Below are 12056 nucleotides of genomic sequence, written 5' to 3'. Positions count from 1 at the left end.
TTGGTTTGTCCTTGTCGAGATTATGGGCAGGAGAATCCCATGACTGTTTTTGCGGCAGTGCAGCGATCTCAGGGGGAGCCAGTGCTGGCGAGCGTCGAAGCGCGCCGCGCCTGCCGTGACGGCGTGGCCTCGGCCACCACAGCCGGCCTCGCCAACGGTTTCGTCCAGGGCAATCTCGCGATCCTGCCGGAAAAGCTCGCCGGCGCCTTCCACCGCTTCTGCCAGCTCAATCCGAAGCCGTGCCCGATCATCGGCATGTCTGACGTCGGCGATCCCCGCATTCCGGCCCTTGGTCTCGACCTCGACATCCGCACCGACGTGCCGCGCTACCGGGTCTGGCGCGACGGCGAGGTGGCGGACGAGCCGACCGACATCACCAAATACTGGCGCGACGATCTCGTCACCTTCGTGCTCGGCTGCTCCTACTCTTTCGAGGAGGCGCTGCTGGATGAGGGCCTGCCGATCCGTCACATTGAACGCAATCTGCGTGTGCCAATGTACCGCACCAATATCGCCTGCAGCCCGTCGGGACCGTTCGCGGGACCCATGGTGGTGTCGATGCGCCCGTTCAAGCCGGCGGATGCGATCCGCGCGGTGCAGATCACCTCGCGCTTCCCGTCGGTGCATGGCGCGCCGGTCCATCTCGGCCATCCGCATGCGATCGGCATCAAGGATATCGCCAAGCCCGATTACGGCGATGCGGTACCGGTCGCCGATGACGAGATCCCGGTGTTCTGGGCCTGTGGCGTCACGCCGCAATCGGTGATCGCAAGTGCGAAGCTGCCGTTCGCGATCACGCATTCGCCGGGCCTGATGCTGGTGACCGATCTCAGGAACAAGCAGCTCGCTGTGCTCTGAATAGGCAATTCGTGCAATTCATTGAGGCTTTACTGCGCGCTACAAGCGTCACATCGATAATAACAAGCTGACCAAGGGGAAATTTCGATGACGATCTCTCGCCGTAACGTGTTGCTGGGTGCCACTGCCGCTGCTGCGCTCGGTCCGATGGCCGCGCGCGCGCAGACCAGTGAAGTGGCAATCGGCGTGATCTATCCGCTCTCGGGCGCCAGCGCCCAGATCGGCGTCGATGCGCAGCGCGCGTTCGAGACCGCGGCAGACATCATCAACAAGAACTATGACTTCGCATTGCCGCTCGCCAAGGGCGAGGGCCTGTCCGGCCTCGGCGGCGCCAAGGTCAAGCTCGTGTTCGCCGACCACCAGGCCGATCCGCAAAAGGGCCGCGCCGAAGCCGAGCGCCTGATCACGCAGGAGAAGGTCTGCGCCGTGATCGGCACCTATCAGAGCGCGGTCGCCGTCACCGTCAGCCAGATCTGCGAGCGCTACGGCGTTCCGTTCCTCTCGGCGGACAATTCCTCGCCGAGCCTGCATCGCCGCGGCCTGAAATACTATTTCCGCGCCTCGCCGCATGACGAGATGTTCTCGACCGCGATGTTCGACTTCTTCGATGCGATGAAGAAGAAGGGCCAGAAGATCGAGACGCTGGCGCTGTTCCACGAAGACACCATCTTCGGCACCGATTCGGCGAACGCGCAGACCAAGCTCGCCGGCGAGCGCGGCTACAAGATCGTGGCCGACATCAAGTACCGCGCCAACTCGCCGTCGCTGACCGCGGAGGTGCAGCAGCTCAAGGCGGCGAATGCCGACGTGCTGATGCCGTCGAGCTACACCACCGACGCGATCCTCCTGGTGAAGACCATGGCCGAGCTCGGCTACAAGCCGAAGAACATCATGGCGCAGGACGCCGGCTTCTCCGAGAAGGCGACCTACGACGCGGTCGGCGACAAGCTCGAGGGCGTGATCTCGCGCGGCAGCTTCTCGCTCGACCTGGCGCAGAAGCGGCCGATGGTCGGTCTCATCAACGAGATGTACCGCGCCAAGTCGGGCAAGGACTTCAACGACTATTCGTCGCGCCAGTTCATGGGCCTGATCGTGATGGCGGACGCCATCAACCGCGCCAAGTCGACCGACGGCGACAAGATCCGCGAGGCGCTGGTCGCCACCGACATGCCGGGCGATCAGACCATCATGCCGTGGCGGCGCGTCAAGTTCGACGAGATGGGGCAGAACAACTTCGCCGATCCGGTGCTGTTGCAGTACTCCGCGAAGAACTTCGTGACGATCTTCCCGGAACAGGCCGCCGTCTCCGAGGCGATCTGGCCGATGAACAGCTGATCGGTCGGGCGCCAGAGCGTCCGTTCCGATCGTATCGGAGCGGAGCTCTGGATTCTTGTTGCGACGCGTTTTCCTAGCGCGAACCGGTATCCACTTCGCTCGAAAACGCTATTGAGGGGGCAGACGGCGGTGACAGCCGAAGACATCATTCAGAGTCTCGCATGTTCCGTCATTGCGAGCGAAGCGAAGCAATCCACGTCTCCGCGAAAAGGAAGCATGGATTGCTTCGTCGCTTCGCTCCTCGCAATGACGGGGGCTAAAGACAATGGTCGGAACATGGAGCGTCGACCGTGACAGCCGAGACCATTATCCAGAGTTTGGCGAGCGGCCTGTTGATGGGGCTGCTCTACGGACTGATCGCCGCAGGCCTCGCATTGATCTTCGGATTGATGGACGTCGTGAATTTCGCGCACGGCGAGTTCCTGATGATCGCGATGTACGCGACCTTCTTCCTGTTCGCGTTCTTCGCGATCGATCCCTTGCTCGCGGCGCCGCTGGTCGCCGCGGCGCTGTTCGTGTTCGGTGCGGTGGTCTATTTGTTGATCGTCCGCTTCGCGATGCGCGCCAAGGCCAATGCTGGCATGGTGCAGATCTTCTCGACCTTCGGCCTCGCGATCGTGATGCGGGGCCTCGCCCAGTTCTTCTTCACGCCCGACTACCGCAGCGTCACCAACTCCTGGGTCGGCGGCAAGACGGTGTCGATCGCCGGCATCTATCTGCCGGAGCCGCAGCTGATCGGCGCGATGCTGTCGATCGCGGCCTTCGTCGCGCTCTACTTCTTCATCAATCGCACCGATTTCGGCCGCGCGCTCGAGGCGACGCGCGAAGACGCCGGCGCGGTGGCGCTGGTCGGCATTGACAAGAACCGCGTGTTCGCGCTCGGCTGGGGCCTTGGTGCGGCGCTGGTCGGCCTCGCCGGCGCCATCATGGCGATCTTCTTCTACGTCTACCCCGACGTGGGCGCGTCGTTCGCCCTGATCGCCTACGTCACCGTGGCGCTCGGCGGCTTCGGCAGCGTGTTCGGCGCCTTTGCCGGCGGCATCATCGTCGGCCTGGTGGAAGCAACCACCGCGCTGATCCTGCCGCCGTCGCTGAAATCGGTCGGCATCTATGCCGTTTACCTGCTGGTCGTCTTCATCCGCCCGCGTGGCCTGTTCGGATCGATGTGATGGACACCCAGTTCGCCCAACGCCGCAGGCGTGACCTGATCGTGGCGGCCTGCCTCGCGGTGATCGCCGCGCTGGTGCCGCTGTTCGTCAAGGACGTCTACGTCCAGAACATCATGGTGCTGACGCTGATGTATGCGGCGCTGTCGCAGAGCTGGAACATCCTGTCCGGCTATTGCGGCCAGATCTCGCTCGGCCATGCGCTGTATTTCGGGCTCGGCGCCTATACCACCGCGCTCTTGTTCACCAAGTTCGGCGTGCTGCCGTGGTTCGGCATGCTGGCGGGCGGGGCGATCTCCGCATTGATCGCGTTGGCGCTCGGCTATCCCTGCTTCCGCCTGCGCGGGCATTATTTCGTGATCGCGACCATCGTGATCGCCGAGATCGCGCTGCTGTTGATCCAGAACTGGGATTGGGCCGGCGCCGCGCTCGGCATCGACATCCCGGTGCGCGGCGACAGCTGGCTGAAATTCCAGTTCACCCGCTCGAAGCTGCCTTACTTCTATTTCGCGCTGGCGCTGGCCTGCATCGCCTGGTTCGTCACCTGGTGGCTGGAGGATTCCAAATGGGGCTATTGGTGGCGCGCGGTGAAGGACAATCCCGATGCGGCCGAAAGCCTCGGCGTGGTCGTGTTCAACTCCAAGATGGGCGCGGCGGCGGTTTCGGCCTTCCTCGTTGCGGTCGGCGGCAGCTTCTACGCCCAGTTCGTCTCCTACATCGATCCTGAGAGCGTGATGGGCTTCCAGTTCTCGCTGCTGATGGCGCTGCCTGCGGTGCTTGGCGGCATCGGCACCTTGTGGGGCCCGGTGCTGGGCGCGGTCATCCTGATCCCGCTCACCGAGCTGACGCGCTCGTTCATCGGCGGCTCCGGGCGCGGCGTCGACCTCATCGTCTACGGCACGCTGATCGTCGTGATCTCGCTGGCGCTGCCGCGCGGACTGGTCAGCGTGTTCTCCCTGCGCAAGGGAGCTGCACGATGACGGCGCTGCTGGAAACGCGCGGAGTATGGCAGCGCTTCGGCGGCCTCGTCGCCAACAGCGATGTCTCGATCTCGGTCGGGCGCGGCGAGATCGTCGGCCTGATCGGCCCCAACGGCGCCGGCAAGTCGACGCTGTTCAACCTGATCGCGGGCGTGCTGCCGCCGACCCAGGGCTCGATCATCTTCGACGGCGAGGACGTGACCAAGCTGCCGGCGGCGGAACGCTGCCAGCGCGGCGTCGGGCGTACCTTCCAGGTCGTCAAGAGTTTTGAGACCATGACCGTGATCGACAACGTCATCGTCGGCGCGCTGATCCGCAACACCAAGATGCGCATCGCGCGGCAGAAGGCCTACGAGGTGCTGGAGTTCTGCGGCCTTGCGGCGCGCGCCGACAAGCTCGCCGCCGACCTCGTGCCGTCGGAGAAGCGCCGGCTCGAGGTGGCCCGCGCGCTCGCCACCGAGCCGAAGCTGCTGCTGCTCGACGAAGTCCTCACCGGACTGACGCCGGTCGAGGCACAGACCGGCGTCGAGCTGGTGCGCAAGGTCCGCGCCGCCGGCATCACCGTGCTGATGGTCGAGCATGTGATGGAGATCGTGATGCCGCTGGTCGATCGCGCCATCGTGCTGAATCTCGGCAAGGTGCTGGTCGAGGGCAAGCCGACTGAGGTCGTCCGCAATCCGGAAGTCATTTCTGCCTATCTCGGGGATCGTCATGCTGTCGGTGCGTGAAGTCACCACCGCCTATCAGGGCCTGGTCGCGATCTCCTCGGTGTCGATCGACGTCACCAAGGGCGAGATCGTCTGCGTCGCCGGCGCCAACGGAGCGGGCAAGTCGACGCTGTTGAAATCGATCGCCGGCGCCGAGCGGCCGCGCGCTGGCACCGTCACCTTCGACGGCAAGCGCGTCGACGGCCAGCCGCAGCACGTCATCACGTCAAGCGGCATTGCTTACGTGCCGGAGAACCGCCGGCTGTTTCCGCGGCTCTCGGTGCGCGACAATCTGCGCCTCGGCAGCTATCTCTATCGCAGCCAGTCCGACCGCGACGCGCCGCTCGATCTGGTGTTCAAGCTGTTTCCGCGACTCGGCGAACGGCTCGACCAGCGCGCCGAGACGCTGTCCGGCGGCGAGCAGCAGATGCTCGCGATTGGCCGTGCGCTGATGACGCGGCCGCGGCTTCTGATGCTCGACGAACCGTCGCAGGGCATCATGCCGAAACTGGTCGACGAGATCTTCCAGGCCGTGAAGCGCATCCGCGACGCCGGCATGACGGTCCTGATCGTCGAGCAGCGCATGGCCGAATGCCTCGAGATCGCCGACCGCGCCTACATCCTGCAGACCGGCCGCGTGCTGATGCAGGGCACCGCCGCCGAGATCAGCGGCAATCCCGACGTGCGCAAGGCGTATCTGGGGCTGTAGCGACGGAATCTCCACGCTCGTACCTCCAGCGACAAAGGCTTTGCCTTTGCGCGGGGATGACGCCAGTGCATGCGGTGCGCGCAATCCAGCCCGTAGCCCGGATGAGCGCAGCGACATCCGGGGCGTCCCGCATATCGCTGCGCTCATGCGGGCTACTGATCCAGCCCACGCAGCCTACTTGCTCTCGTCGATCTTCTCGACCTTGGCGGCGAGGTCCGGCACGCGGCTGACGCGATAGGTCGCGTTGCTGCAGGTCAGCGTCCAGGCCTCGTTGTCGGGCTTCGAGAGCTTGTCGTCCCGCTCGGCCTTGAGCGGCTTGTCGCAGGCATAGCCTTGCGCGCGCAGCTGGGTTGCCAGCATGCCTTGCAAGGTCTCTTCGGTCCGTCCGTCCGACGCCGCAAGGCCGACGGCGAACGGAATCGCTAACGCCAAGCCTGTGAACCTCATCATGACTGTCTTCCGCATATCGATCCTCCGCTTGATCTAGTGAGGGTGATCCGGCAGCACGAGCCCGAACGTCCTGGTCAAATCCGCCACCTGGTCGGGCGACAAATAGCGCGGGTTCAGGCCGCGCAGCAGCAGATAGAGCTTTGCGGTTTCCTCCAGCTCCTCGGTCGCGAACACCGCCGTTTCCAGCGTATCGCCCGACACGACGGGCCCATGATTGGCGAGCAGCACCGATGAATATTTCCCGGCCAGTCCCCGGATCGCGTCGGCAACGGCCGGATCGCCGGGGCGATAATAGGGCACCAGCGCGGTCTGGCCGCACTTCATGACGTAATAGGCGGTCATCGCCGGCAGCGCGGCGCGCGGGTCGATCTCGGGCAGCATCGAGAGCGCGACCGAATGAGTCGAGTGCAGGTGCACCACGGCGCCGGCGGAGGCGCGCGTCTGGTAGAGCGCGGTGTGCAGCGGCACTTCCTTGGTCGGGGCGTCGCCGGAGACGAGCCGGCCGTTGCCGTCGAGCCGCGACATTTTCGCCGGATCGAGGAAGCCGAGCGAGGCGTTGGTCGGCGTCACCAGCCAGCCGCCGTCCGCGAGCCGGACGCTGATATTGCCCGAGGAGCCCGGCGTCAGGCCGCGCTCGAACAGCGAGCGGCCGAAGCGGCAGATGTCCTCACGAAGCTTTGTTTCGCTCATCCGGTTTCGCTCGCCGCGCCATCTTTGGCGCTATCCGTTTTCCGCTTTGTCTCATGCTTTGGCAGCGCGGCCAAGCCGTGATAGGCAAGCAGCAACGAGCATGAACCGGGCCCGGAAGGCCGCGCTGGCGCAAAGTGGCAGCCGGTTTTCCGAAAAGGTCATGCTCAAACAACTAAAAATGTTCAGGGATCGCCAAATGTCCAGTTCCGCAACATCACGTGTCGCCGTCATCGGGCTGGGCTCGATGGGATACGGCATGGCGACCTCACTCAGGCGGGCCGGTTTCGAGGTGACCGGCTGCGACGTCACGGCCGATGCGGTGGCGCGCTTCGTCGCCGACGGCGGCAAGGGCGCCAAGTCGCCGGCCGAGGCGGCCCGGGATGCCGACATTGTCGTCAGCGTCGTCGTCAACGCGGCGCAGACTGAAGGGATCCTGTTCGGCAAGGACGGCGTCGCCGAGACCTTGGCCAAGGACGCGGTCTTCATCTCCTCGGCGACCATGGACCCTGATATCGCGCGGCGCCTCGCAAAGCAGCTCGAGGCGACCGGCCGGCACTATCTCGATGCCCCGATCTCCGGCGGCGCGCAGCGCGCGGCGCAGGGCGAATTGACGATTCTCGCCTCCGGCAGCGCCGCGGCATTTGCGAAGGCGCGGCCGGCGCTGGATGCGATGGCGGCAAAGCTCTACGAGCTCGGCGATGCCGCGGGGCAGGGCGCCGCGTTCAAGATGATCAACCAGCTGCTGGCCGGCGTGCATATCGCGGCCGCCTCCGAGGCGATCGCCTTCGCCGCCAAGCAGGGGCTCGACATCCGCAAGGTCTATGAGGTGATCACCGCCTCCGCCGGCAATTCCTGGATGTTCGAGAACCGCATGCCGCATGTGCTCGACGGCGACTATGCGCCGCGCAGCGCCGTCGAAATTTTTGTGAAGGACCTCGGCATTATCCAGGACATGGCGCGCAATGCACGCTTCCCGGTGCCGGTCTCGGCCGCGGCCTTGCAGATGTTCCTGATGACCGCGGCCGCCGGCATGGGCCGCGACGACGATGCGTCGGTGGCGCGGATGTATGCGCAGGTTACCGGCACCAAGCTTCCAGGCGAGAAATAAGAGGATCCTGCAATGCCCCGTTTTGCCGCCAACCTCACCATGATGTTCAACGAGGTCCCGTTCCTCGACCGCTTCGAGGCGGCCGCGAAGGCGGGCTTCACCGCGGTCGAGTTCCTGTTTCCTTACGACCATCCGGCCGAGGAGGTCGGCAAGCGGCTGAATGGCAATGGGCTGACGCAGGCGCTGTTCAACCTGCCGCCGGGCGACTGGAACGCCGGCGAGAAGGGGTTTGCCGCGCTGCCGGACCGTTTCGCCGACCTCCAGCAAAGCCTGAAGACCGCGCTGCCCTATGTGCAGGCGACCGGCGTCAAGCGGGTGCATCTGATGGCGGGAATAGCCGACCGCAGCGATGCCAGGGCGGTCGCCGCGTTTCGCAAATCGGTCGCCCATGCCGCAGAGTTCTTCGCGCCGCACGGCCTCGACGTCGTGATCGAGCCGATCAATCCGCGCAACGTGCCCGGCTACTTCCTCAACGATTTCATCTTCGCGCGCGATCTGATCAACGAGCTTGGTATCGCGAACCTGAAGCTGCAGTTCGACATCTACCACTGCCAGATCATCCATGGCGACGTCACCATGCGGCTGCGTGAAATGATGCCGATCATCGGCCACGTCCAGATCGCGTCGATCCCCTCGCGCAACGAGCCCGACGGCGAGGAGCTGAACTATCCGTTCCTGTTCGGCGAGCTCGACCGGCTCGGCTACGGCGGCTTCGTCGGCTGCGAGTACAATCCGCGCGGCAAGACCACCGACGGTCTCGCCTGGTTCAAGCCCTATGCCGGAGTGAAGCCGTGACGCGAGCCGGAAAACTGTCTCTCGGTTGCATCGCCGACGACTATACCGGCGCCTCCGACCTCGCCAACACGCTGACCCGCGCCGGCCTGCGCACGGTGCAGACCATCGGCGTGCCTGCGGACGATCTCGCGCTGCCCGAGGTCGACGCCGTCGTGGTGTCGCTGAAGAGCCGTTCGATCGAGGCCGGCCTCGCCGTGACGCGTTCGCGCGCAGCGGAGGCCTGGCTGCGCGGCCGCGGTGCCAAACATATCCTGTTCAAGATCTGCTCGACCTTCGATTCAACCGATGCCGGCAACATCGGCCCCGTGATGGACGCGCTGCGCGCCGATTCCAGGGATGCCATCGTGCTGGTGACTCCGGCATTCCCGGAGACCGGCCGCACCGTCTACCAGGGCAATCTGTTCGTCGGCTCGGTGCCGCTGAACGAGAGTCCGCTGAAGGACCACCCGCTCAACCCGATGCATGATTCCAATCTGGTTCGCGTGCTGGCGCGGCAAAGCACGACCAAGGTCGGCCTGGTCGATCTGGCGACGCTGAGCCGTGGCGCGGACGCCGTCCGGGCAAAGCTCGCCGAGCTCACGCAAAGCGGCATCGGCGCCACCATCGTCGATGCGGTGTTCGACCGCGACCTCGAGACCATCGGGCAGGTCGCGCTGGATCACCGTCTTTCAGTCGGCGCTTCCGGGATCGGGCTTGGCCTGGCGCGGGCGCTGGTCGCCGCGAGCAAGGCCAAACCGGACAGCGCGGATGCGATGCTGGCGACGCCGGTCGGCGGCCCGGCGGCGTGCCTTGCCGGCAGTTGCTCGCAGGCGACCCTGCGCCAGATCGCAAACGCCGAGAAAGTGATGCCGGTCCTGCACCTCGATCCCGAGCAGGTGGTCGCCGGCAAGGACGAAACGCAGCGTGCGCTCGCCTGGGCCAGAGACCGGCTCGGGGCGGGGCCAATCCTGATTGCGAGCAGCTCGACCCCGGATCAGGTGGCAGCTGTGCAATCCCGTCATGGTCGCGATGCAGCCGGGCATGCCATCGAGCAGGCGATGGCCGACATCGCGGATGGTCTGGTGCAGTCGGGCGTGCACAGGCTGGTGGTCGCCGGTGGTGAAACTTCGGGCGCCGTGGTCGATCGCCTGCGCATTCCTGGATTCCTGGTCGGTGCGGAAATCGCCGCCGGCGTGCCGGTTCTGCGAGCGGTCGGCGCCGGGAGAGGCGAGATGGTGCTTGCCCTGAAATCAGGCAATTTCGGCGGGCCGGAGTTTTTCTCGGATGCGCTCGTGTTGATGCCTTGATGCGGCTGGCGCGCATCATGCCACGGTGTCGAAGAGCGCCTCCGTAGTTCAACGGGGAACCAAATTAACCCTACTTAAGGAGGGGGGCTGGCTTTGATGTCTGCGGCGTCCCGCCACGCCCCCAGCCATTCGATCGGGCTTCGCGAGCCCGATATCAAGAGACCCCCACGATGTTCGCCAAATTCTCGATCCGCGCCAAGATTATTGCCGTGGTTGCGTTCCTGCTTGTCGCGATGACGGGCATGGGCCTGCTCGCGGTCGTGAATTTACGGTCGATCAACGCCAACACTGTCGACATCACGACGAGCTGGCTGCCGAGCGTGCGTGCGCTCGGCGATCTGCGCGCCGGCGTCATCACCTATCGCAACGTGATCCGCGAGCACATGCTGTCCGAGACGCTAGAGGACAAGCTCGCGCAGGAGAAGACCCTGACCTCGGTGGTCGACGCCAACCTCAAGGTCCGCGCGATCTACGAGCCGCTGATCGCGACCCCCGCGGAGCGCGCGCTCTACGATCAATGGGTCGATGCCTGGACCCGTTACAAGAAGGGAACCGAGGAGGTGATGGCGCTGTCGCGCAGGGATGTCGGCAAGGCCCCGCACGATGCGCATGAGCTGAACGCCAAGACCGTCAACAAGATCGGCCTCGAGGCCGACGAGATCCTGCGCAAGGACATCGAGCTCAACAATGCCGGCGCCGACAAGGCGGCGCAGGAGGCGGCAAACAGCTACGCGTCGGCCGTCATGCTGCTTGCGATGATCCTTGGCGCCGCCATCATCGTCGGCGTCGGCGTCAGCTTCCTGATGATCCGCGACGTCTCGGCCGGCATCGCCTCGATCGTGAGCCCGATGCAGGCGCTGGGCCGCGGCGACCTGACCGCAAACGTCCCGCATCAGGGCGAGAAGACCGAGATCGGCGCGATGGCCGATACGCTGCAGGTGTTCAAGGAAGCCCTGGTCGCCAAGAAGGCGGCCGATGAAGCCGCGGCTGCCGACGCCGAAGCCAAGATCGAGCGCGGCCGCCGGGTCGACACCATCACCCGCAATTTCGAACAGATGATCGGCGAGATCGTGCAGACCGTGTCGTCGGCCTCGACCCAGCTCGAAGCCTCCGCCGGCACGCTGTCGTCGACCGCCCGGCGTTCGCAGGAGCTGACCACCTCGGTTGCCGCGGCGTCCGAGGAGGCCTCGACCAATGTCCAGTCGGTGGCGTCGGCGACCGAGGAGCTGTCGTCGTCGGTGACCGAGATCAGCCGCCAGGTGCAGGAGTCGGCACGGATGGCCGGCGATGCCGTCGGCCAGGCGCGCACCACCAACGATCGCGTCAGCGAGCTGTCGAAGGCCGCCGCGCGGATCGGCGACGTCGTCGAGCTGATCAACACCATTGCCGGCCAAACCAATTTGCTGGCGCTGAACGCCACCATCGAGGCGGCACGCGCCGGCGACGCCGGCCGCGGCTTCGCCGTGGTGGCGTCCGAGGTGAAGGCGCTGGCCGAGCAGACCGCCAAGGCGACCGGCGAGATCGGCCAGCAGATCGCCGGCATCCAGACCGCGACCCAGGAGTCGGTCGGCGCGATCAAGGAAATCTCCTCGACCATCGAACGGCTGTCGGAAATCTCGTCCACCATTGCGGCCGCGGTCGAAGAGCAGGGCGCGGCGACGCAGGAAATCTCCCGCAACGTGCAGCAGGCGGCGCAGGGCACCCAGCAGGTCTCGGCCAACATCACCGACGTCCAGCATGGCGCCAACGAGACCGGCTCGGCGTCGAGCCAGGTGCTGTCGGCGGCCCAATCGCTCTCGGGCGACAGCAGCCGCCTCAAGCTCGAGGTCAGCAAGTTCCTCGACGCCGTCCGCGCCGCCTGATCCGGCGGCGCCGCTCGGGCGGCCGCCATCCTTCGCCTAACCGATGCCGACGTGGTGGGCTGACCCGGCCCACCACGTTTTACATTTTCGCAGAGCAGCGATGCGTTAAC

At 65.5% G+C, this 12056-nt stretch carries 12 protein-coding genes; 10 read left to right on the top strand and 2 right to left on the bottom strand.

Annotated features, from left to right (window positions below; genetic code table 11):
- The first annotated feature begins 39 nt into the window (after positions 1–39).
- The 6 genes from ACVWZM_RS05385 to ACVWZM_RS05360 all read left to right on the top strand — a co-directional run bounded on the left by ACVWZM_RS05385 (position 40) and on the right by ACVWZM_RS05360 (position 5755).
- A complete protein-coding gene (locus ACVWZM_RS05385) occupies positions 40–858 on the top strand; it encodes a putative hydro-lyase (RefSeq protein ID WP_168857528.1) in 819 nt (272 codons plus the stop codon).
- 87 nt (positions 859–945) lie between these two features.
- Positions 946–2193 (top strand): ABC transporter substrate-binding protein, encoded by a 1248-nt coding sequence (locus ACVWZM_RS05380; protein ID WP_076827180.1) that lies wholly within the window; start codon positions 946–948, stop codon positions 2191–2193.
- A gap of 290 nt (positions 2194–2483) precedes the next feature.
- Entirely contained in the window at positions 2484–3362 is an 879-nt protein-coding gene (locus ACVWZM_RS05375) for a branched-chain amino acid ABC transporter permease (protein WP_076827182.1), read from the top strand.
- A complete protein-coding gene (locus ACVWZM_RS05370; protein ID WP_076827183.1) occupies positions 3362–4339 on the top strand; it encodes a branched-chain amino acid ABC transporter permease in 978 nt (325 codons plus the stop codon). Before ACVWZM_RS05375 ends, ACVWZM_RS05370 begins: the two co-directional genes overlap by 1 nt.
- Entirely contained in the window at positions 4336–5067 is a 732-nt protein-coding gene (locus ACVWZM_RS05365) for an ABC transporter ATP-binding protein (protein ID WP_016842862.1), read from the top strand. Before ACVWZM_RS05370 ends, ACVWZM_RS05365 begins: the two co-directional genes overlap by 4 nt.
- Entirely contained in the window at positions 5051–5755 is a 705-nt protein-coding gene (locus ACVWZM_RS05360) for an ABC transporter ATP-binding protein (RefSeq protein ID WP_076827185.1), read from the top strand. The genes ACVWZM_RS05365 and ACVWZM_RS05360 overlap by 17 nt, the downstream gene beginning before the upstream one ends.
- Before the next feature lie 174 nt (positions 5756–5929).
- Here the strand turns inward: ACVWZM_RS05360 and ACVWZM_RS05355 are convergent, their stop codons facing one another.
- Complete coding sequence (locus tag ACVWZM_RS05355; protein WP_057017646.1) at positions 5930–6205, bottom strand: hypothetical protein; 276 nt, start codon at positions 6203–6205, stop codon at positions 5930–5932.
- 33 nt (positions 6206–6238) lie between these two features.
- On the bottom strand, positions 6239–6895 hold the full coding sequence (otnC, locus tag ACVWZM_RS05350) for a 3-oxo-tetronate 4-phosphate decarboxylase (RefSeq protein WP_057017647.1): 657 nt from the start codon (positions 6893–6895) through the stop codon (positions 6239–6241).
- On the opposite strand from otnC, the gene ltnD reads away from it, so the two are divergent.
- From ltnD to ACVWZM_RS05330, 4 genes are all read left to right on the top strand, one after another.
- On the top strand, positions 6867–8003 hold the full coding sequence (gene ltnD / locus ACVWZM_RS05345; protein ID WP_375162622.1) for an L-threonate dehydrogenase: 1137 nt from the start codon (positions 6867–6869) through the stop codon (positions 8001–8003). The genes otnC and ltnD overlap by 29 nt on opposite strands.
- A gap of 12 nt (positions 8004–8015) precedes the next feature.
- On the top strand, positions 8016–8798 hold the full coding sequence (gene otnI, locus ACVWZM_RS05340; protein ID WP_057017649.1) for a 2-oxo-tetronate isomerase: 783 nt from the start codon (positions 8016–8018) through the stop codon (positions 8796–8798).
- The gene (gene otnK, locus ACVWZM_RS05335; protein ID WP_057017650.1) at positions 8795–10084 is read left to right on the top strand and encodes a 3-oxo-tetronate kinase; all 1290 of its coding nucleotides are present in this window, start codon (positions 8795–8797) and stop codon (positions 10082–10084) included. The genes otnI and otnK overlap by 4 nt, the downstream gene beginning before the upstream one ends.
- A gap of 170 nt (positions 10085–10254) precedes the next feature.
- Positions 10255–11946, top strand: a complete 1692-nt coding sequence (locus ACVWZM_RS05330) for a methyl-accepting chemotaxis protein (RefSeq protein ID WP_057017651.1) — start codon at positions 10255–10257, stop codon at positions 11944–11946.
- Positions 11947–12056 lie beyond the last annotated feature (110 nt).

The organism is Bradyrhizobium sp. USDA 4501 (assembly GCF_054062115.1).
This window is presented reverse-complemented; position numbering and strand designations above follow the sequence as displayed.

Coding starts and splice junctions, on each gene's coding strand:
- ACVWZM_RS05385 (WP_168857528.1), top strand. CDS start 40: ATGACTGTTTTTGCGGCAGTGCAGCGATCTCAGGGGGAGCCAGTGCTG.
- ACVWZM_RS05380 (WP_076827180.1), top strand. CDS start 946: ATGACGATCTCTCGCCGTAACGTGTTGCTGGGTGCCACTGCCGCTGCT.
- ACVWZM_RS05370 (WP_076827183.1), top strand. CDS start 3,362: ATGGACACCCAGTTCGCCCAACGCCGCAGGCGTGACCTGATCGTGGCG.
- ACVWZM_RS05365 (WP_016842862.1), top strand. CDS start 4,336: ATGACGGCGCTGCTGGAAACGCGCGGAGTATGGCAGCGCTTCGGCGGC.
- ACVWZM_RS05360 (WP_076827185.1), top strand. CDS start 5,051: ATGCTGTCGGTGCGTGAAGTCACCACCGCCTATCAGGGCCTGGTCGCG.
- ACVWZM_RS05355 (WP_057017646.1), bottom strand. CDS start 6,205: ATGATGAGGTTCACAGGCTTGGCGTTAGCGATTCCGTTCGCCGTCGGC.
- ltnD (WP_375162622.1), top strand. CDS start 6,867: ATGTCCTCACGAAGCTTTGTTTCGCTCATCCGGTTTCGCTCGCCGCGC.
- otnC (WP_057017647.1), bottom strand. CDS start 6,895: ATGAGCGAAACAAAGCTTCGTGAGGACATCTGCCGCTTCGGCCGCTCG.
- otnI (WP_057017649.1), top strand. CDS start 8,016: ATGCCCCGTTTTGCCGCCAACCTCACCATGATGTTCAACGAGGTCCCG.
- ACVWZM_RS05330 (WP_057017651.1), top strand. CDS start 10,255: ATGTTCGCCAAATTCTCGATCCGCGCCAAGATTATTGCCGTGGTTGCG.